Origin of the sequence: Natranaeroarchaeum sulfidigenes (assembly GCF_017094485.1) — an archaeon.
Taxonomy (GTDB): Archaea; Halobacteriota; Halobacteria; order Halobacteriales; family Natronoarchaeaceae; genus Natranaeroarchaeum; species Natranaeroarchaeum sulfidigenes.
This window is the reverse complement of record NZ_CP064786.1, coordinates 1,581,628-1,603,245: the sequence shown is the minus strand read 5'-3', so window position 1 is coordinate 1,603,245 and position 21,618 is coordinate 1,581,628. Positions and strand designations below refer to the sequence as shown.

Annotated in this window: 14 protein-coding genes and 1 pseudogene; 7 read left to right on the top strand and 8 right to left on the bottom strand. The window is 52.0% G+C overall.

Annotated elements, in window-relative coordinates; genetic code table 11:
- Positions 1-93: 93 nt before the first annotated feature.
- Positions 94-1,512 carry a ribonuclease H-like domain-containing protein gene (locus AArcS_RS08350; protein WP_238476956.1) on the top strand — a complete coding sequence of 473 codons (1,419 nt, stop codon included), beginning with the start codon at positions 94-96 and terminating at the stop codon, positions 1,510-1,512.
- Positions 1,512-3,941: a DEAD/DEAH box helicase gene (locus AArcS_RS08345; protein WP_238476954.1), complete on the top strand. Its 2,430-nt coding sequence runs from the start codon at positions 1,512-1,514 to the stop codon at positions 3,939-3,941. The genes AArcS_RS08350 and AArcS_RS08345 overlap by 1 nt, the downstream gene beginning before the upstream one ends.
- 184 nt (positions 3,942-4,125) lie before the next feature.
- Here AArcS_RS08345 and AArcS_RS08340 read toward each other — a convergent pair whose 3' ends face one another.
- A complete protein-coding gene (locus AArcS_RS08340) occupies positions 4,126-4,863 on the bottom strand; it encodes a hypothetical protein (protein ID WP_238476953.1) in 738 nt (245 codons plus the stop codon).
- Position 4,864: 1 nt separating this feature from the next.
- Positions 4,865-6,253, bottom strand: a complete 1,389-nt coding sequence (locus tag AArcS_RS08335; protein WP_238476952.1) for an ATP-binding protein — start codon at positions 6,251-6,253, stop codon at positions 4,865-4,867.
- Positions 6,254-6,803: 550 nt separating this feature from the next.
- Between AArcS_RS08335 and AArcS_RS08330 the strand changes: the two genes are divergently transcribed.
- On the top strand, positions 6,804-7,814 hold the full coding sequence (locus AArcS_RS08330; RefSeq protein ID WP_238476951.1) for a hypothetical protein: 1,011 nt from the start codon (positions 6,804-6,806) through the stop codon (positions 7,812-7,814).
- A 255-nt stretch (positions 7,815-8,069) separates the two neighbouring features.
- Here the strand turns inward: AArcS_RS08330 and AArcS_RS08325 are convergent, their stop codons facing one another.
- A complete protein-coding gene (locus AArcS_RS08325) occupies positions 8,070-9,155 on the bottom strand; it encodes an endonuclease NucS domain-containing protein (RefSeq protein WP_238476950.1) in 1,086 nt (361 codons plus the stop codon).
- A gap of 156 nt (positions 9,156-9,311) precedes the next feature.
- Between AArcS_RS08325 and AArcS_RS08320 the strand changes: the two genes are divergently transcribed.
- Entirely contained in the window at positions 9,312-10,265 is a 954-nt protein-coding gene (locus AArcS_RS08320) for an HNH endonuclease (RefSeq protein WP_375139656.1), read from the top strand.
- A gap of 937 nt (positions 10,266-11,202) precedes the next feature.
- On the opposite strand, the gene AArcS_RS08315 is transcribed toward AArcS_RS08320, so the two are convergent.
- A complete protein-coding gene (locus AArcS_RS08315; RefSeq protein ID WP_238476948.1) occupies positions 11,203-11,577 on the bottom strand; it encodes a hypothetical protein in 375 nt (124 codons plus the stop codon).
- Between the two features lie 57 nt (positions 11,578-11,634).
- On the opposite strand from AArcS_RS08315, the gene AArcS_RS08310 reads away from it, so the two are divergent.
- Positions 11,635-11,907: a hypothetical protein gene (locus AArcS_RS08310; RefSeq protein ID WP_238476947.1), complete on the top strand. Its 273-nt coding sequence runs from the start codon at positions 11,635-11,637 to the stop codon at positions 11,905-11,907.
- 91 nt (positions 11,908-11,998) lie between these two features.
- Here the strand turns inward: AArcS_RS08310 and AArcS_RS08305 are convergent, their stop codons facing one another.
- The 4 genes and pseudogenes from AArcS_RS08305 to AArcS_RS08290 form a co-directional block, all read right to left on the bottom strand.
- Entirely contained in the window at positions 11,999-13,645 is a 1,647-nt protein-coding gene (locus AArcS_RS08305) for a histidine kinase N-terminal 7TM domain-containing protein (RefSeq protein ID WP_259372664.1), read from the bottom strand.
- Positions 13,646-13,798: 153 nt separating this feature from the next.
- A pseudogene (locus AArcS_RS08300) lies at positions 13,799-14,620 on the bottom strand (IS5 family transposase).
- 4 nt (positions 14,621-14,624) lie between these two features.
- Positions 14,625-15,326 (bottom strand): hypothetical protein, encoded by a 702-nt coding sequence (locus AArcS_RS08295; RefSeq protein ID WP_238476945.1) that lies wholly within the window; start codon positions 15,324-15,326, stop codon positions 14,625-14,627.
- Positions 15,316-17,442, bottom strand: coding sequence for an AAA family ATPase (locus AArcS_RS08290; protein WP_238476943.1), 2,127 nt, complete (start codon positions 17,440-17,442; stop codon positions 15,316-15,318). Before AArcS_RS08290 ends, AArcS_RS08295 begins: the two co-directional genes overlap by 11 nt.
- A 1,222-nt stretch (positions 17,443-18,664) precedes the next feature.
- On the opposite strand from AArcS_RS08290, the gene AArcS_RS08285 reads away from it, so the two are divergent.
- Both AArcS_RS08285 and AArcS_RS08280 read left to right on the top strand, forming a co-directional pair.
- Positions 18,665-20,017 carry a hypothetical protein gene (locus AArcS_RS08285; protein WP_238476942.1) on the top strand — a complete coding sequence of 451 codons (1,353 nt, stop codon included), beginning with the start codon at positions 18,665-18,667 and terminating at the stop codon, positions 20,015-20,017.
- Between the two features lie 312 nt (positions 20,018-20,329).
- On the top strand, positions 20,330-21,577 hold the full coding sequence (locus AArcS_RS08280; RefSeq protein ID WP_238476941.1) for a PD-(D/E)XK nuclease family protein: 1,248 nt from the start codon (positions 20,330-20,332) through the stop codon (positions 21,575-21,577).
- The last annotated feature ends 41 nt before the right edge of the window (positions 21,578-21,618 follow it).

Genomic DNA, 21,618 nt, shown 5'->3' with positions numbered 1-21,618 from the left:
GTTTATATGGCAATGGAGAAAACGATGCTGTATGATTATAGAAGTGTTCGTAGTGGTTGAACGATCTGTGGTTGTGATGGGTGAGCTGGTGGCGTGATTGAGCTCACGGTGCTTTCGGAGGCGGCAACGAATCGTTGTTCTGAGTCGCAACTGCAGGATATGGTGCAGTATTTTGGGACGGATATTTTGTATACGCGGCAGGTTCGGTACGCGCATTTTTTGCGTGATGCGACGCCGGAGTCGGTGTCGGTTGCGTGTCATAACCCGCGGTCATCGCATGCGGAGGTCCTGGGTTCTGAGCAGGAGGTGACGCTTGTGGCAGTCACATCACCGACAGAGTTGCGGGAGTTTGTCGAGGAAAATACTGAAGACGAGCTAACGTATATATTGTCTGACTTGCTTACGTTGTCGGTTGATTTGATACAGCTTGAAACAGAGTTGCACGGCTTGCCAGAATATAAAGAGGCGCTTGCGGAGGCGGTAGGAGAGTTGGTTCATTTGACGACGGGAGCAAATCCGACGTACGAACAGGAGTGGGGTGGCTTACCTGTGCACGGGGTAATGCCCGGAGCGAACGAGCAGCAGGGGATGTCCGAGGCAGGCGTGGGGCATGTGCAACTTCGTGAGGATGGGACGGTGTTGTGTAAAACCCGGTCGCTGAGTGATTTCGGGTTGGAGACGGTGACAGGCGTTGCGAGTCGGCGGGCGGAGGCGCTTCGTGAGGAATCGATCGAGTCGCGGGCGGAGTTGGCTGCGGTTGACTCGCATGAATTGGCGCAATTGGATGGTGTTGGAACGAAAACGGCCCGGAAGATCGTTGAATCGGCCGAGGTCATCGAACAGCAAGAGATCAGGGTTGCGCCTGGTGCGTCGCTTCCTGATGTGGATCCGATTTTTATTGATATCGAGACGGACGGGTTAAATCCGACGATCATCTGGCTGATCGGCGTTTTGGAGCGTGGGTCTGATGACCGGTATATGCCGTTTCTTGAAACGGATCCGAGTGAGCCAGCTCGTGCGGTGACGGCGTTCATGGACTGGCTTGCAGAGCACGGCCGGGGTCGCCCGGTCGTGGCGTATAACGGGTGGAAATTTGATTTCCCAGTCATTGCTGAACACGTAGCAGAGCATTGCCCAGAACACGTGGAGACGTGGGAGGACACGTGGAAGTTCGACCTGTATCATTGGGCAGTGAAACAGTCGAACGCGTTGCTACCAGGGATCACGAACAAACTCGATGACGTTGCGTCGGCGGTAGGGTGGAGTGGAGCAGAGACTGGGTTGACCGGTCGAGCTGTTGGACGACGGTTCCAACAGTATGCGGAGAATCCAAGTTTGGAAACGGAGTTGGAGTGGGAGCGGCACAAGCAGTACTGCGAGGATGACGTTCGGGGGTTAGCACACATTTATGATCGGATTGCTGAAACGGATAACTTGATCGCGCAGGCGGGTAGTGGGGGGCAATCGGACTCGTCGGATAGCATGCAAGGCACGTTGACGGATTTTTCATAATGAGTCAAAATAACGAAACTAGGTTTGGATCGGTGTTAGATGCTGAAGCGCTTGAGGAATCGTTCCCGCAGTATGAAGAGCAATTGCAGGGGACGGAGGTGGATCCGCCGCGCGAGGCTGAAACGGTGCCGGCAGAGACTGTGTTGCCGGATGAGCTGGCGAGTAAGCTTGAGTACGACTTGTACTCGCATCAAGCGGAGGCGTTACGGAAACTGAAAGATGGGAAGAATGTGAGTGTAGCGACATCAACGTCGTCAGGGAAGACATGGGTGTACACGTTGTACTATGCGTTGCGGAAACGGGAGAACCCGGATGCGCGGGCGTTGTTTTTGTACCCGACAAAGGCATTGAGTGCAGATCAGGAGCTTGCGGTAAACGAACTGTTCAGCCAGCTTGGCGTGGCTGCGCGAGCAGAGACGTACGATGGGGATACGAGTCAGGATCGGCGGCAAGTAATTCGGGAGCAGGTTGACGTGCCGATTTCGAATTTTGCCGGGATTAATGCGTATCTTGATTCGCATCCGAAGTGGCGGGAGGTGTTTGCGAACTGTGAGCTCGTCGTGATTGATGAGGCACACACGTATTCTGGGGTGCATGGGATGCACGTGTCGTGGGTGATTCGCCGGCTGCGTCGATTACTTGCGTACTACGGTGCTGACCCGCAGCTAACGTGTACAACGGCGACGATTGGGAACCCAGAAGAGCACGCAGAGTTGCTGACCGGGGCGGAGTTTGAGGTTGTTGACTCTGATGGGAGCCCTCATGGTCGGCGGGAAATCGCGTTTTGGGAGCCGCCGCTACAAGAGTCGGCAGATGAGCTTGTAGAGGAGGTCTCTGAGGATGAAATATTGCCGTCCATGCGGAAGAGTGCTTCTGATGAGGCGGCTGGCGTGCTGGCACATCTAACGAAAAACGAGATTCAGACGCTGATGTTTGCCGATTCTCGTCAGGGGACTGAAATCGGTGTGAAACGCGCGGTTGAGGCGGCGACTGCGCACCCGGATTCTGACACGTATGCTAAGTACGCGCCGTATCATGCGGGGCTCAGTAAGGACAAGCGGAATGCGACTGAGCAAGCGCTCCGTGACGGGGAGGTTGACGGGGTGATTTCGACGAGTGCGCTCGAACTCGGGATCGACATCGGGTCGGTTGATGCGACAATCATTTCAGGGTACCCGGGAACACGGCAGTCGTTCTGGCAGCGGATCGGGCGCGCTGGTCGTGGTACGTCTGATTCATTGTCGGTGTATGTCCCGCAGTCGGACGGGATTGATCAGTACATCCTCGATAATCCGGAGTACTTACTAGGGGACAATATTGAGGATGCGGTGGTGAACCTCTCGAATAACTCAGTTTTCGCGCGGCACTTATTGTGTGCAGCGTCAGAACGACCGATTACGCATGATGATCTTGAGTGGTTCGGACCAGAGGGCCGTCTAGAGAAGGCGATTGACATGTGGAAAGCGGCTGGTCAAATGATCGGTGATTTAGACCGGGGTGCGCAATACAGCGGGACTGCACGGCCGCAAAGCGATATTTCGATGTACACGACGACTGACGAGCAGTACGAAGTGCGGCAAGTTGACGGTGAGATCGACATGGAACCGCTCGATAAAGAGCGAGTGTACCGACAGTACCATCCTGGATCGTTGATTGTGTATGATGGTGAACAGTACGAGGTGCAACGGATCGTCGAGGATACGTATCAACCGTTTGTTGAGCTGCAGTCGAAGCACTCTCGAAACTACACGCAAGCGATTCACGATAAGAGTATCACTGGCTTAGATATCGATCGATGTCGGGATTTGGGCGGAGGGTATCAACTGGCTGCAGGGACGGGGACAGTCTTTCTGAATTACAGTGCGTACAATGTGCTCGACATGTACGACGGGACGGTTGTTGAAGCGATGCTCCCAATTGACCTACCGCCAATTTCGTTCCGAACGCAACTCATGTGGATTTCGTTCCCTCGGTCCATTATTGACCAAGTCATTGCGGAGATCCCTGACGAGACGCAGGTCACGCCGGATTCAGACAGTGATTTTGAGCACCTCGGGATGCGAGAGTACACGCTCGCTGGGGGGTTGCACGGCGCGGAGCATGCGATGATTAAAATGTCTCCGCTGGAATTACGGCTTGATAATGACGACATGGGCGGGTTATCTCAGCTTGACCATCCGGAGCTTGAATCACCGGTGTGGTTCATCCATGATGCTGTTGAGGGCGGTGTTGGGTTCGCACATAGTGTGTATGATCACTTCGAAGCTGTTGCCCGGCGAGCAGACGACCGAATTACACAATGTGATTGTGGGCGGACCGAAGGCTGTCCCGCCTGTCTCATGAGTAGTCAGTGTGGGAATCAAAACGAGCCACTTCACCGGTACGCTGCGAGTTCACTCTTGAACGCAGCGTTAGATCAAACGTCGTGAATTTCGATCGGCACGGCGCAGCCGAGGAAATTGATTCGTACCCAATACCCTAGCCCGCGTAGTATACTGCGCGGTTCGCTTCTAAGTCCATGATCAGGTAGTGATTGGGGAGATCCGAAGCCTGTCTATCGGAGCATCATGCGTACCAGCTCGTATAGTTCCCTGAACCGTCAAACAAGTTCTTTTACTCAATCTCAACTGCTGTCCGACGAAATGCATCGTCGATTGCTGGGCCGCCAAGTGTGGTGTAGAGTTCGATGAGGTCAGCAACGTCGCTCGTGCAGTAATCTTCCAGTAGCCGTGTGAGTTCTCGGTGGACGCTGGTCTCTTCAATACCTGCTTCTACGTTGTCGACGTATCGTTCTCCGAGGACTTGGCCGATGTGTTTGCCTTGGACGGCGGATCCGTCGATCTCTGAGAGGTATGTGTCTGGGAACTCGTAATCGTCGTACCAGACGCCGTCGTTGTCTATTGCTGCGAGTTTGTATGCTTTCCAGTCTGGGAGGATGTGCTGGTCCTCCCACAGTTCCTCAGAGTATTCGTCAGCTGCTGCGAGTGCAACATCGATGTGATGTTCAAATAACCTCTCCGTGCGGCCCCGGTAATCGTGTTCGGTAGCAGCGTCTGTTTCTGTGGCCCAGTTGAGAAGGTGCTTCCCGTCGAACCAGGCTCCGTTATAGGTGAGTAGTCGCTCAACGTCCCGTTGGTCGCACCACTCGTACATCCGCTGGTAGAGGTCGATGGTGTAGGTATCGCCCCAGTCTCCGCGTCGGAACAGGACCTCGGTTTCTGGCGTGTTCTCTAACTCATCAGCGTATGCGAGACTGACGGCAAACCATTCGTAGTACTTTGTGTCGTTCGAGTTCTCGGGTGGTTCTTCGAATGGGCTCGCGGTTTCGATGTCAAGGACAAGTGTTCCCATGTTACGAAAGTGCCTCCACACCTACCTCCCCGAGTAGTTCTGTAAGTACGTTCTCGAACTCACGTGTTTGATCAGGGAACGGAGTTCTGGTGTGCGCGAGTTCATGAAGGAAGACACCGATGAATTCCGCCTGATCGGCTAAGACATCACGATGGACGATGATTCGTTGTTCACCGGGCTCGTGAAGTCCTTGTGTCTGGTCATTGTCGGTGGCTCGGAACTGACTCGCTATGCGATACTCGTAGTCCTGTGGTCGCCCGACGATTTCTAGGATCTCGTCTCGTGACTCCCAGATTGCCAGTTCTTCAGCGGTAAGTGAGGAGTCGTCGACCCAGTCGAACTCGAAGCTGTCGTTGTATTCGTTCTCGTAGACTGTGACATCGCGGATTTGGTTGCCGTCGACGTCTGCAGTCTCTGAGAGTTCGGCTCGGATTCGGTCCGGCACGGTTACCACGGAGTGCCCGTCGTCTTTCGCCTGGTCGAGGAGCTCCCGATGCTTCTGCTGCTCGTCAACGGTTGTGACGACGACATCTTGTCTGGCGTTGAGAATCCGAACCGCGTGCAACTGTATCGGCTTCCACCCGAGCTCGTCATGTGTTTCACCGTCGGTGAACCGTTGTAGGTCATCGACGAGGCGTTTGGCGACAGCTTCGGAATCACAGGCTTGGAGGATCTTTTTAACGCGGGACGTGTACGCGGTTCGCCCGACGTTGGATCGCTCGCGGTTCAGCGCGTCACGGATTTTCTTCGTTGTGTTCGTGATGTCGTACGAGAACAGAAAATTCGGTTCTTCAGCGACTTTGAGACCGGTTACGTACACTCCCGCTGCTTCCCCTTCTTCAACTTGATAAACATCACCAAATCCTGTAGATTCCAGGAGATCCAGGTTAGAGTAACGGATGAAGTTCGATTTTGCATCTTCGATTGCGGTTTCAGAAATCCCGTCAAGGACGACATCCGTACCGTCGATATCTTTTTCTGGCGGGTCGATGGTTACATGCAGGGTAGAGATCTCTTCAAACCCGTGCTTTGGAGCTTCTTCGATTGTGAACGTGTTGTGTGAGGAGTGAATCGTGACTTCGATGCCGTGCCGATGGTAGGTGGCGAGAGCGTCTTTCAGGCCGACACCGAATTTCCCGATGACAGTATCAGGGTTCGCCAGCTTTTCATCGTCTTCTGATTGGGTGAGATGCTCATAACGCAGGCCTCGACCGTAGTCTCGGATGTGCCAGCGACCCTCTTCGTCTTGTGACACCTCGGGATCAGATCCGCCGGTGAGTGCGTGCTCATCAAGGGCGTTCGCAAGAATTTCGCGGGTAGCATCAGCTGGCCCCCATGCCTCAAGGACTTCCTCCATATTCAAGTCGAACTTTCCAGTTTGAGTCGCCATGGCCAATCATATCAGCCAACCGGAATAAGCCTTCTTACCGAGGTGAAGATATCCCAGTTTCTATAACCACACAGTTAGCCTGTGGGGGAAAGGATCATCAGCTATCCACGTTACTGTGTCTGCATGCCTCGGATCGCCTCCGTAGTATTGTCCCGATGTTCGGTGGTGGGACGCGGTATGTTGAGACGCTGGATGCGGTTCTTGAGTTAGTGACCAATCATCAGCTGACGACGGATGAACTGGTGGGGTGGCATCGCAGTTCGTTTTCGAACGTATCGAGTCAGGACTCAATTATGCGGCGGGTCTCGTATTTGCAGCAGGCTAGGTTCGTACGGGAGGAGAATGATCAGTAGTTGTCGGCGTGCGCTCGCTCTTCCAACCGTCTTGGTTCTACACGTATAGACGTTCTTTGAGGAGGTCTGCGAGTTTCATGACCAGTTTTCGCTACGGCCCCATCGCTTCTCAATCTCTCAACCAGACAGTACCCTATGATATCAATCTATTAATTGTGGGTGGGATTTATAATCTATTGACATAATAGTAGTACTACATGCCGGTCCTCCACTCGTATGAGAATAAGCCAGGTTTCTACGTCCGGAGTCAGGTAGATGGGAATCCCATTACCTTCCAGGTTTCTCCAGCAGGTGCGGAGGTACTCGAAGATCTCGGATACTGCAACCAATCAGACATTCCGTGGAATGTTCTCCGACCCTTATACAACAAGGATGATCTTTACACGAAGAATACCGGTATTGATGAGTCCCAGATGGGTACGCAACAGGAAATTGACTTGTCCCAATTGAACCAGAAGCAACGTGTTCGTTTTGAGGCCTACCTCAACGAGGAGACTTCCTCAGTACCTATCCGCGAAATCAAGAGGGATGTCCAGGAAGTCCTCGGATTGAGTCTTTTAGTGCTGGCTAAGCGAGAGATGGAGTCACTCACGGTTTCGTCGGTGCTTGCGCATTCACTCAAATATTTTGCTGCTATCCCTTATACGGCACAGAGCATCAAGACGCCAACTGACCATGATATTATATACGAGTTTGAAGTTGATGAAACGGTATTCCAGTATACCGATTCACGGTGGCGAGATGATTCTCGCTACGATTTTAAAATAACCTGTGAAACACCAAATGAGGAGAAACAGATTATTCATATCCGGGATGGATTCTTGACGAGGCTGTATATTGATGGCAAGCAGCGACAATCCGGAGAAAATATCGAACAACGTCATAAATCAATTTACGAGAAATCAAACGCACTCCAAAAAATAAGAGAATTATTTTTTCATCTCCCTCATTATGATATCCGGCCAGATCCAGAAGATCTCGGACATGGAGACTTGCAGTCAGGATTTCAACTGGTTGGAAAGCATATCTGGGTGACGCCACAAAAATACACGGGTTCAAGAACAGAAAATAAGAAGAAGATTGTAGGGTCTGAGTTTAAAGATATTCTTGTCCGTAGTGACTGTTGGGATCCGATACTAGTTGAGGTAACTGAGGAAACAAGCTTCCCTAATGCGGTGTTGGGAGAGCAGGTAGAACAAAAACCGTGATACAAAATGTTCTGTTTATAGTCAAGAGTGCCTAGTCTCGTATTAACTCTCTAACACCGAGATAGTAAGCAAAATGTCGAGACCAGACTCATTCTTTGATCTGGGCGAATGCCTAGCAAGCATTCTTACGTATGAGCGGAATCGTCCGACAATAACTCCAGGAACGTCGGCATGACGTGTTCGACCCAGCCAGGAATCCTGAGCTACACGGTTAAGAGCACTGTTCGACTACATACTAGGAATTGTCTATGCAAGTTACTCGGCAATGTCGAAGTGTTGGTAGAGATGTTCGATGGTGTATTGATTGCGGAGTTTGGTGACGGTGTTTTGATTGGCGTACATGCCGGATTCCCAGTAGGCGTCTGTCAGAGGATGCGTGTCGATCCAATCGATACGGACGAGATACTCTCGGAGTGATTCGTCGTCTTTGTTCGCGCCCATGTGCGGGGTGTTGAGGTCGGCGTCAAGGATGTTGGCCCGGCTGTTGTCAGTGTCGATTTCGAAGTCGGTGACTGGTGTTTTTTCTTGGGTGACGGTGCCGACGCCGACGTAGCCTTCGCCCGGGATGTGGACGAAGACGCGGTCGTCGATTGAGAGTTGGTTGAGAGTGCGGCTGTACCACTCGCCTTGGCCGCCGGAGATGAACCCGTATTGTCGCGCGTCGCTCCAGTGACGGTGTTCGCCGTGGCCGAAGGAGACGTAGTAGTCTTGGCCGTTCCAGGGTTCGCGTTTTGTTGGTGGTTCGGGCGTGTCTTGTGGGTCGATGAGCCAGCTGCGCCCAATGTATTCGTGTCCGTCGTCTTCGTAGTAGTTGAAGCGGACGGCGTTGACCGGAACGCTGTATTCTTCGGCGAGGTATTGGATGATGCGTTCAGTGCCGGCGTCGAGTTCAGACGCGACGATCGTCACGGTGTGGGTTTGATTCACGTCTTCTGGAACGCCGGATTCACCTTCTGGTCTGTGGGACCCGAGGGTGTCGCTGAATGCTTCTTCGAGTTCGCGCTGGTCGTCGAAGTCGTTGTAAATCTCGGTGAGATCATCGTACGTGAGTGTGCGGACCCAACCGGCGTAGTCGAGTGCTTGTGCGACGACATCACGTGGTGTTCTGTCGCGTTTGAGTTCGATGATGTGTAGGTCGCCGTCGGCATCCATCCCGAGGAGATCAAGGCGGTTCCCGCTGGCGGTTCGAACTTGTTGACCGATAACCAAGAGATCTCGGCCGAGAAGGTTTGGATCCTTTGTTAATAATCTTTCAAGCCGTGATTCGTCATCGAGTTTCCCACTGGGAACACGCGTGAACTCGTCGTTGTCAATTCGCCACAACCCAAATTCAATCGGCATACGAGTACTATATGTGATCGGTATTTAGAATGGTGTCCCGGTATGTGGTGGACTCGACTCGACAATGCTGAAGACGTATCTGTAAGGGAAACGATCTTGTTCTGACGCTAACATGCGTACGGTATGCCTCCGGATCGCCTCCGTAGTATCGTACCGATGTTCGGCGGTGCAACCCGGTACGTCGAAACGTTGGATGCGCTTGTGTCGTTCGTAGAGGCTCATAGGCCGACAACTGACGAGCTCGTAGGGTGGCACCGCGGCCAGTTTGCGAACGTGTCGAGTCGAGACTCGATTATGCGGCGGATTTCCTACTTGCAACAGGTTGGCTTCATTGAACAGGTTGGTGAGCAGTGGCGACTCGGTGATGCGGGCCGGGACTACATTCAGAACGGCGATACGGAGACGCTGCTGCGGATCATGTGTGATCGGAATGTTGGCTTGCGAAGTCTTCTATATGCGCTCTCTGCTGGGCCGATGACGATCGCTGAGGTCAGTCACCAGCAGTTGGATACACACCCAGAGCTGGGATGGAGTCGTGGAGAGACGGATATGGCGAAACAACGGACGAACTGGTTGCGGAGTATGGGGCTCGTTGAGAAGCGCGGCGACGAGTACGCGTTGACGGAGGACGGCCTACGGTTCGTCGAGGGCGCTGTTGTGGAGTGGGCTGACTCTGAATGGATGTCGACACCGAAAGAGGGTGAAATGGTTGCTGGGACGTACGCGACGACAATCCACGCTCGTGCGGTTGATCCTGAGTTCCGTGCGACGGTGATTTCGCGTCATGACCGGGAGTGCCCGGTTTCGGGTGTTGATCATCCAGGGTTGTTGGACGTGGCGCACGTGCTGTCGTGGAGTGAGTATCCGAAGTACCGGGCGGATTTGACGAACGTGCTCCCGTTGAGTAAAACGCATCACGCTGCGTTCGACCGGGAACTATTCACGATCGACCGGGACTACCGGTTGCACGTGAATCCGTCGTTCGAGACGGAAAGTGAACTCTTGCAACGAACGATTATCGAGCAAGAAGGTGAGCGAATCCCACTCCCTGATGAGAGTCTGGACCCGGAGTATCTTGAACAACACAACGCGGCACTCGCGTGGGTGTGACGTATCGGTCGAATTGACGAGCTCATGTTGGTGGCCTAGCGTGTTTTGGGAGTTGGATTCTAACGAAGTTGAAAGTAGAGTCTCCCGTCGATTAGATCACTACCAAGCTGTACGGAGTAAGGCAATATCGTTTGTTGGTGTGGGACTCTCTGTTCCTTCTTCCACCGTCGATTTCCAGTGTGAAACCGCTCGATGAGAGGCACCGTGATCATTGGCAATCTGTACTTGGGTCTTCTAACCTTCCCGAAGTTCCTAAGCAGCGGTGAGCCGCTGCTACTCTTTCTGTTCACGCATGAGGGTGACTGCTGGTGAGAGAATTCAGCTCATCGAATGTTCGATCGGTTAGACACTAACGATTACTGATTCGGTTCTAAGTGTAGGTCCAGTAGAGCAGGAATTAGACCAGAGGTTCAGTACGTCGGATCGTCGGTGAGTGCTGTGTCGACCACGTCCTGTTTGGTTCGCTTGGGCCGGTCTTCTTCGGCGTCAAGGCGGCCAAGCTTTGCAGCATCGCAGAGGTTGTTTGTGATGGCGGTTCTGTGTGCTCGGTCTGCTGTCTGTACTAATGTTTGTACTGCTGGGTACGAAATCTGACGTGGGGTATCGTAGTGCGATTCGTATAGTTCGTAGGCTATTGCTTTGTAATTCTGTTCGCCACCGATGGTCTGTCCGATAGGTACTAGTCCTGTAAACTCGTCTTGGCATCCGTCGCGGGTACATGTGCGTTTGACCCAGTATACTCCGCAGGTGTCGAGATCTAGCTTTGGCGTCTGCTCGACGATAGTCAGGTCATGCGCGGCAGGCGGTAGCAGTGCACCGCCAGACTGACCATCAGTACAATTTTGCGCTTCACGGTTGTTTTGATTTACCATCATGTGCCACTGAATGCTGATGGTTTATATGTTTGGGGGTGGTTTTGGTCTGGATCGGCGTACAGTTATTTCGTAGGGCGTGTCACGAGCAGGTCAGTAGCGAACGAACGGAGTACCTCGACATCATCGGTGAGTAACTCGCTCCCGTTGAGATGCGTGAGCTCGTCGGCAGTGCCGGTTGTGGAATACCCGTTGGTTACGAGGAAACTGCTGAGTGATACCGTTGGGTCGTCGACAATGTAGCCATCGTGATGCGCAAACCGTCGGTAGGTGGCCAGTTCTTCGAGTCCTTGTCGGAAGGTTTGTGCTGAGGACGAATATTTGACCTCACCAATGAGTACGGACACGAGTTCGGCGTCCGAGGTGCTCGTGTCGTAGATTTCGATGACGATGTCGGGGCGTCCTCGATACAGGACCGGGGCTTTGTCGGTTCCGGTCAACCCTCGAAGCGCGTCGGTGTAGTCGACGAGTGCATCCTGGTACCGTTTGAACGTCGGATGAGTGGGTTGAACGTTTGGATCAAGGGTTTCGTGGAATTCGATCGCGCCGTTCTGGTCGTGGTAAATGTCGATGCGTCGGTCGGCGGTTTTGAGCTGTGCCAGAGCGGTAGTTTCGCCAGCGATTGGGCGGAGTTGGACGCCGGGGGTTTCGTCGTTGAGGTATCGGAGAATACGAAAGACACAGAAGAGTTCGAACAGTGTTGGGGTGGACGTTGGGATGATGAGTGTCTCGGTCAGGAGCTTGGTGATGTCTGGATCGAACTGATCTGATTGGCTCTGTTGAAATCCTCTTCTTTAGAGAATTGTTCACGTGAATCTACTGCATACTACACGTGCGTGTTGACCGTACAGGAATAGATCGTTATGTCACGATCCGAATACGAACTCCCCCTTGATAAGCCGTCTCAATCGTTACGTTCCATCCGTGCGCGTCAGCAAGCGTTCGTACGACCGGAAGCTGCATTCCTGATTTGGCGTCGGGAACGGCCTCCCCGTATGCGAATGCTCTTTCAGCGTCCGTCTCTGTTAGTGGTTTTCCATTATCAGTGACGACAATGGTTCCGTCCATGACTTCAATTTTAACCTCAGTCGCCCCGTTGCTGAGGCAAAAAGTAAACAGCGTCTCGAAGAGCTTTTTGAGACGAGTCGGATCCGCCTCAACCATCTCGCTGGTTGGCACCTGTAGGAATTCGTTCGACGACGAGGTCATCTCCCAGCCTTCCTGAGCAATGGTTCCGAGATCGACCGATAACGTCTCCTCAACCGGCTGGCCGTACTCCGCGATCATCGCCAGATTGCACACGATTTGTTCCATCCGATCCGTCATAGACACGGCTATATTGAGGCTGTTAGCAGTCTGACTGTCTTCCTCCGAGTTGAGATGCGTCTGTACTAATTCGAGGTGGCCATTGGTGACGTTGATTGCGTTCCGCAGTTCGTGTGTAATCGCTTCTGCGAACTCATTTCGTTGGTTCCTATGGCGTTTAATCTCGCCGCGCTGCCGTTCGAGTTCGGTAATGTCGGTGCACACGACTGTCCGCCCGATTATTGTCTCACCGGCGGTTAGTGTCTGTGTTGATAACAGATAGTGTTTCTCTACGTTGGATCTACTGACCGTGATTACCTGAGGTGATTCGACAGAGAGATACTCTGTGAGTTCGGGTACTTCCGTCGCTACGGACTTTCCAATTGCATCCGACAGCGAAGGGAACAATCGCCGGGCGGGATCGTTTACGTCTTGGATGATCCCATCACTGTCGAGAATAATAATCGCCTCGTTGAGTTCGTCAATCAGTTGTTCACGACCGAATCGCTGGACTGCGAGAAACGTCCCATCTGCGAAGTTGAGTACCCCAAGTGCAAACAGAGCCACGCCGACGGGCTCGTAACTCACTGTGGAGATGGTCGGGTTCAGATAGGCATACACGGTGAACACACCAGATACCCCGGCGAGTCCGACTAGCACGCTCAATTTCGTGGTCACGTAGTTAGACTCTTTGAACAAATCAAACAACATGTAAAACCCAATCGCTGAGAGGGCATATGCGAACCCAGCGACGACCCAATGGACAGTCCCAAGTTCAATCACGAGTTCCGTGGAAGTGGGACTACTCGTTGTGAAGTAGAGTCCGTGAATCGGAGAAGTGACCTTCACCGCAACGATTATCAGGAATAGACTGAACGCAGTCCAGCGATATATCGATTCTTGGTGGTACGTACGACCAGTAAATGCTGAACAAAAATACAGCCACGCACCGACGGTGGACAACCCGACGATCAATCCGAGCATATAAAATGTGAGTTTGAGTTCGGGAAGTGGTACGCTGAGACGACCGAGGCTAAATGCCGACCAGAACCCGCACAGAGCCAAGAGGCTCGCTAAACCCCATTGCACGTCCGGATCATCGATCTGTGTTCGGACACGAACGACCATACCGAAACAGGCCAGCGCCGTTAGCCCAAATAATACAAGATGGCTAATATGAGCTAATCCGAAACCATGATACATAATGCAGCTTATTGTTGTTTTAAAAGTATAATACAGTTTGGTATTCCAGCTTTTTTTTCCGACTAGTTTGATTTCTGTATTCAGGAGATGGTTTCTGACCCCTTTTCGAGAGGCGCGTACCTACTTCGGTAATGCCATCACCTGTACTGGTCGTTAGATTGCTTGGTCAAGATTGTGGACGATACACGCAAGAGCGAGTTCACGGAACTGTTTCCACCAGCGGCGTGAGCGAACGAATGCACCGTACTTTCGCTTGAGTGTTGAGTTGATTGTCTCTGATTGACTCCGTTGGCCGTAGAGGTCGGCGTCTAAGCGTGCATTCCATGCCTTGTGAAGCGGTGTGAATTCACGATGCTTGATTAGTGGACGAATCTCGTGTTGACGGGCAAGTCGTCTGATTTTCTGGTCGTCGTAGCCTTTGTCCCCGAGCAGAATGTCGATAGTCTCGGCGTTGCGTTTGATCAGCGACGGAGCGATCTGGCTATCGTGTTTCCGTGTCGTCGTCACGTGCAAATCAAGGACTGCGTTCACTTTGGAATCGACCAGCAGTGTTACTTTTAGTTGCTGAATCGTGAGTTTGGCTCGTTTCGTGTAGTGTTTCGAGGCGTGACTGCGGTCGAATCACGACGCATCAATCCCTGCAACGCCGTTGGTCGGGAGCAGTGAAACAGAGAGATTGAGCAGCACTCGCCAGACAGCCATATCGAGTCTATCGAACGCCTTGCACAGTGTTGATGGAGCAGGCAGTTCAGTGAGATTGATCGCGTTCCGGATACGGGGCATTTCGATGAGTTCGTCGAGGAGTGTACGATAGGTCGTGTTCTTCCGAACCTTGAGACAGAGGAGAACGATGTGCTGATGGAGCGTGTAGCGTTGTTTCGAGAACTTCGAGGAGTATCGAGCTACGGCACGTTTCGCTAACTGAAGTACTTCCTCGACAAATCGGAGCAACCGAGACTTTGGGAGAGTCTGCATCTACTCAAACTACCGACTGAACCTGTAACTCACTAAGGATTTCAACAGGGCCATCTGATTGTAATCGCTGGTATCGGTCGAGGAGTTCGTAGGCTTCCGTGTACAGGTCAAGGCGGGAGCGGCGTGCAGCCGTGAGATCTTGGTCGGTCACGGAGATGTGTTGCCCTGCAGCGATCCGGTTCAGGTGAACGTTTTGCTTGTAGAGCCGGGAAAACCGGTCGATCTGGTCGTCGGTCCAGTACTGGCGACGCCAGTCATACTCGACACCGCGGAGATCCGTTGTGACGGTACGGTGGATCTGCCAGAGCAGGCGTTTTAGCACGCGGTTTTCCGCAATATCGTACTCAGTATATGGTGTATCGCAGACGAAGCGGCTCCGGTCGGCGTAGCCGCTGTCCGACCAGGTGCGAAGCGTCCCGCTCCAGTTGATCGAGCCGCGGATTTCTCCCCGCGTGTCGACGTGCTGTCGTTGATTTTCGGTTTTGACCCGGCGGACACGTTCCGGGAGTTTGTTGACGAAGTCGTGAACGTCTGCGTTCAGGCAGAAATGAATGCGTTTGATTCGATCCCAGTCGTCGATGTCGAGGCCTTCGTAGTCGATCGACTCCGTTAGCGCACGTGTGTTGATCGCACCGCTTCGGAGATACGTAGCGAGTTCTTCGGTGGTGGCGTCGACGAGCGTGTCGGCAGTCAGGCTACGCGTCATCGTCGAAACTGATCCCGAAGAAGTCAGCGGCTTTCGTTTTCAATCGTTCCCCGTCTAAGTCAAGGTCAACGTCTCCATTGTCAGTGTCGATACCTGTGCCTGTGAGTGACCGGATCAACCGTTTTTGATCATCGGGTCGCATCCCTTCGAGCTGTGGGTAGACGAGTGAAACCATCGCGGACGTGAGCGCGTCGGTACGTGTGCCGCCGGTGTCGTCGTAGGAGTCGAGGTACCGGATGATGTCGTACACGATTGACGGGCCGATGACGCGGTGTTCGTTGATACGTTGCCACAGGACTGCCACGACAGGATACATGTCTTCGAGGACAGCCCGGAGTGACGGGTCATCAGCGAGCCATGCAGTCGCGTAATTGTTTGTTCCGTTCGGGTCCAGAATCGAGGTGCGAACGCCGTCGTCGGTGGTGAGCGGCGGGACGCCGACGTGGACGAAGTTGAACCGTCGCATGAACGCGTACGACATTTCGTACAGCGAGGTTTTGTCGTACGTGTTCATCGTAGCGATGAGTCGCCATGACGGGGTGACGGGGAACGCGTCTGGGTTTGCAATGATGTCTTCGAGGTCCTCTTGCGAGGTGGATTCGGAGAGTGATCGGAGTTCGACCGTTCGTTCGCGTTCGTACGGGAGTTCGGTTGAGTCCCCGGAGAGGACGGAGAAGAGTTGACCGAAGGCTTTGTCGATGTCTGATCGGTTGATTTCGTCAATGATGAGCCACTCGTTGACGACACGGTCCTGGCGGAAGCATTTCAGGAAGAGCCGCGGTTCGAAGAGGAGTTCCTGCCCGCCGTCGCTTGTCGAAGGGACGTATCCGCCGATCGTGTCGAACGCAGTCCATTCGGAAGTCGCTGTGGTGAACCGGTAGTCATCGACTTGATCGTACGTCGTTGCGGTCTCGCAGATCGCTTTGGCGAGTTTGGTTTTCCCGGTGCCTGGCGGGCCAGTGAAAATGATGTGTTTGCCGGAACGCAGTGACGCTTCGATTTCGCGGCGAAGTCGGTCCCCGTCGTCGAAGTAGAGACTATCAGGGATGGTGACTTCGATTTCTGGAGCGGTGAGTTTCATAGCGAGTTGATCGATCGCGTCCTGTGAAACACCGTCTCTGACCGAATCGTCTAACGGGGGGATGGTATCAAATTCGTCTTTCAAACTCAACAGAAACTCCGCCGCAGACTGGGATAGATTCGTCAGGTATGCCTCGTTGAGATGTGAGTTCTTATCGATTGGATAATATTTGTCTAACCGATACTCATCCTGCCCGAGAGTCGTTTTCAACTCATCGTCAACAGGTATCGGCTCGTCGAACGACCGCAAATCAACGTCAACTCGATAGTATTCTTCTCCCTGTGCTGTGTACGTTTCAGCACCGCCAGCCACAGTGGAAACGCCAATGAGTTCATTGTCAAAGTTGTGGAACACTATGTCGCCGACGGATAGTTTCGTCAAGTTGTGATGCCAGAGGCCATCGGTCTTTGCTCTGAGGTATCCCTCCTCAATTTCAGGCTGATTGTGCTGGTTAACCCAATAGACAGCTGCATCGTTGGGGATCTGAATGCTTGGTGTTGTTGTTGTTCCGGTCGCTGGTGTGTCCTGTTGTTCGATCCAGTTGAAGAAGCTATCCAGGTGTCTAAAATCCTCTTTGAACGGGTGCTCAGCACGTACTTCGTAGAATCTCTCGACTTCGTCGAGGTAGGATTTGAGTAGCCCGGACATCTCATAATCGAAAATCGTCTGCATCCCCGTGCGTGAACGGTCGTTACTGATCGGGTATTTAGTAGGGTGAAGAAAGTAGAGTATCGGTGAGAGAATCCCGTTTTGTATGCCTTCAATGTCTTGTGCGGCGAATTCTTCGATTGCTGCATCGATTTCAGTACGGTCATCGGAGTTGATGGTTGTTGAGAGAAAGTTGAACACTGCGTCCTCGTGACCTTCGATCGGCACCGAGTACGTCCCTTTCCCGATGATCCCGGTTCCTTGTTCGATTCGGTCCTTGATTTCGGTTTTCGCGTCAGCGTCAATAGCGAGATTGTCAATCTGCTTCTGCTTGGTCTCCGGTTTCAGCGCGTTATCGTTCTGACACAGATTGTACACTGTCCGCATGGCTGGTTCGTCGACAGACCCGCTTTCGACGATTGACCGGACTAACGTGCGAATTGCTTCAGACGTATTTTGCACATGAGCTTTGTCTTGTTCCCAGTCATGCTCTGTAACGTATCGATCGATTAGGTCCTCAAGATCTACAGATTCGGGTGTGGTAACCATATTGACGGAAACTAACACGCACGAGATTCATAAAGATACACCGTTGACGGCATTCAGATCGTCAGAGAGACCACGGTGAATACTGACGGATCGTTGCAGTTGTGGTCAAAGACGGTCAATGTTCCGTGAGTGTCTCGCGTAATGGAATCACTCCGATTTCCAGAGGTTGCGAGGATAGTACTGAGGCCCATTGGAAGACCTGTGCACAACGCATAGCATTCTCTAGATGGGTCGGGTTGCAGTAGCGTGTTCCTTTATCAATGAGATCTACCTATGAGGCTGTATGACCTCAATTTCTGGGCAGTTGGGTGACGTAAGTACCTATGAACTCTCCCCTTCCGACGTAGATGATCCTGAGAGTGCTCGGGGAACGCTGTGTTTTACACCCGCTGTGTCTCCTGATCACGTTGAGTACCCAGAAATTGTAGAAGTAGGCAACGACGATTGGGGTCACGGACAACTACAGCTTATGGTCACAGCAGACGGGAGGACACGAGAAAGCATTCGGATACAGACCGATAGCGAAAATTCCACTTTGAAAAACGTGTAAGAGAAAGGTTCTCACAGGTCGAATACCACCCAATAGAAGGAGCACATGTGCCGTGGTGAGTAGGAACGCATATTGAATCCGTCAGAAGACCGGTGAAACATGCAGAGGTCGAGTTCAGTGGAGTCACGTTTTGTGTTTCGAAATCGTATTCTTTACCGGCCTGTCAACACTCATATGGAAAGAGAGCTGTATCGGAAACTTGTCAAAGAGCTCCCGGATATCGCACCGATCCTCGGTTTTGGCGTCGAGACGGAACGACCTGCTACGAATATAGAGACTATGAGACGACTCGTCTCCTGTCGATATACACGATTCACGAGGTCGGAGCGTTGGACGAGTATCTGATTAAAACGGCGGTTGAGTCACCAAGAGAAGCCATCCAAATCATCGCTCAACTCACTCATTCGTCCTGAAAGATGTATTCCAAAAGGCTCGACGCCAAGTTACTCGGCGTTCGCTCTGTGTCGAAGCGGTGGAAAAGAATAAGAGAAACTCAGACGGATATATGATATGAATCAGCCAAACCGTCGTCATTTCGTCTCTTCGATTGCTCTCGGAGGGATTGCGGGAATCACTGGCTGTATCGGTGATGGAAATGATGACCCTCGCCCTGATGACAGCCATGAACCCGAATCAGGGGATGATGAACAAGAAGGTGAAATTACTGATGTTCGAGGCAGCGCTACGGACAGAGGTTCCGAAAAAAGAACATGGTCTGTTGTCGAGGTAGAGTTTGATGTAAGGGGGGAACTCGAAGAGTCTGTTGAGTTGGTTATTCAAGCCGTCCCGCAAAAATATACATCTCCTGAATTTGAGTCTGAAGAACCAGATGATGTTAGAACACTTGATAAAATTCAAATCGTGGATGGAGGTGGTCGTCCTGACGATGTACAAATCGAACTACTGGATTATTGGTATGATATCCCAGGAGTGAACGAACAGGCGTTTCGAGTGCGACTCGGGTTGGAATTAGAAAGTCGCCAAGGAGTTACTATCAAAGATGTTGTTGAACGCCCATTTATCGCTTATACGCATCGAGAGAACGGAGAAGAATCTCGGAATATTGACTCAGTGGGTAATAATCATACATGGGTGGAAGAGGGTGAACAACACTTTGTTTTCACTTCCGCTATACCCAGTAACCTTCATACAAAAACTTCAAACCGTTATGAAGAAATAGAAATACCTAGAATCCCGTTTGTGGTGAAGCATTCCATTAGTATTGAGGATATGGATTCCTTAGAGGCGATTCATGAAAATGACCCGATAGCGTGGCAGGACTATCTTGACACGAGAAGCGAGGGGTCAGTAAGTGGCGTCAGATACTTAGAACGCCCTATTTTCGCTGATATTGCTGATGCGATTCAGGGGGTATTTGAACGGAATAATCTAACCGACGATGATGATATTATTGTTCGGACGGCATATAATCTAATCAACAGCACAACAAGTTATGCCCAGCCGTGGGATACGGTGGCGGAATCGGTTCGAGTGCCATACCCTGAATTATTCTTCAGAGATGGAGAAGGGGATTGTAAGGCACAAGGATTCGCTGCAAATGGTATCCTTCATCATCTCGGATACGACACAAGCCTCTTCCTCTTTCGAATGCAAGACGCTCCGCCAACGGCATACCATCACCTGTCTGGTGGCGTTGGGATTGATTTAGACCCTGAAACCAGCCACATCGGAGAGCGAGTGGAAAGCGGGATTGGAAGAGATGGAAATTGGCGGCGTCCAGAGTTCACAGAGACAGACGAGCGAAGTGCTGACCATATCTCTATTGACCCATCCACGAACTCTATTGCCGCATACTCAAATGCCCAGACTGCAGCGACATACCATTTTGTTGAAGGGAAATGAGCATATTCCTGAGCGGGTAATGTCCGCCTGTGGCTTGTGGAACTGTAAGCAATCGACTAATACTTTACAAGATGTGAATATGTATGAGGTAGTTCGCTCCCTCAAGTGCAAGATATGCGCGTTCTACCTTGAATGTGATTTTAAATATAATATTTATCTACTATTTCCTCACCGGTCAGTTCGCATGTGGAGTGTACAGTAGATTCACGTGAATAACTCTCTAAAGATGAGGATTTCAATAGAGCCACTAAACACTATCAACGAGACGGGTGGATTTTTTAAACCACGTTATCAATATCAATCGAACATAGGATGGACTCTTCGGAGATAGAGAACCAGCTTGGCGACTTCGCTGCAGCGTTTGCTGCAATTCCAGAGGTTCCTGAACCACCGCAGACGACATTAGATATCATCAGTGAACGAACTCGTGAGAAGTACTGGAATCGTCTCTTACGGTATTTTCTCGACCCGTCTGCGCCACACGGCTTTGGCAGCGACTTTTTGCGGGAATTCATGAAGCTTGTCGAGGACCGGACAGAGTTTGGTGGATATTATGACACGGGCCTCGACGCAGTTCAAGTCGAATCAGAAATTAGCAGTGACCGCGGTCGTCCGGATCTCCTCTTGTATCTTGATGACGAATGGTTCGTCTGTCTCGAACTCAAAGTGACAGCGTCTGAAACTGGGCAACAAACGAAAGAATATGCCACCTCGACCCAACTTGGAGACCTCGTCGTATCCGAGTATACTGAGGAGAGTCGTGTGTACGTGTACTTGACCAAGCAGGGACGCGCAGCACCGGCAGCAGCAGAGTTCTCTCGTCTCCATTGGCGTGATGTGCAGGCGACGATTGATGCATTTCTCCAGCAAGACCGTGGACAGTACCCAAGCAAATCCACAGCGCAATTGGCCGACTTCCGCGATACACTCAGAGAGGAAACTATGACCGACCGACCATTCGATACCCAACAGGCTGAGTTCGTCGAACTGTACTTAACCCACCAAGACGCAATCGATACGGTCCATCGGGCGTTTGATCGGATGGTTGAAACCCAAACTGAAGAGTGGGTAACCCACTTTCAGGAACAGTACCTGCCAGAGAGTTGGGACGACTCGTGGAACTGTGGGGCGGACAAATACGGCAAAATCTACAAAGATGAGTGGCGGATTGACGAAAACGGTAAGCAGGTCAAAGGGTGGTCGGATGCTGCGTTCCGACTTGAGTTCCGTCACGACATTCGGAAGGAATCGTCGTGGAAGAAAGGCGAAGTGCGGTTCCGGACAGATGTCCCGAAGAATTCAGACGAGCCATACCGGGACCGGTGTCAGTCGGTGTTCAACTCTTACCGCGACGAAGTGCGAGCCACCATCGACTCGTCAAAAATAGCAGTTAAGGGAAACAAGCGCGTGCTCACAGAAGCCACGTATTCGTTCGATCCGACACGGGGGCCGGACGGGTATTATACTGCACTTAGGGAGGCATTCGAGGAACATGTCCGCCTCGTTCCCCAGCTCACAGAGATCTTCGAGGGGACATATATGACACTTATCGACGAATGAATAACGAAGTTGCAGGGCAGATCAGCCCCCTGGAATGTGAA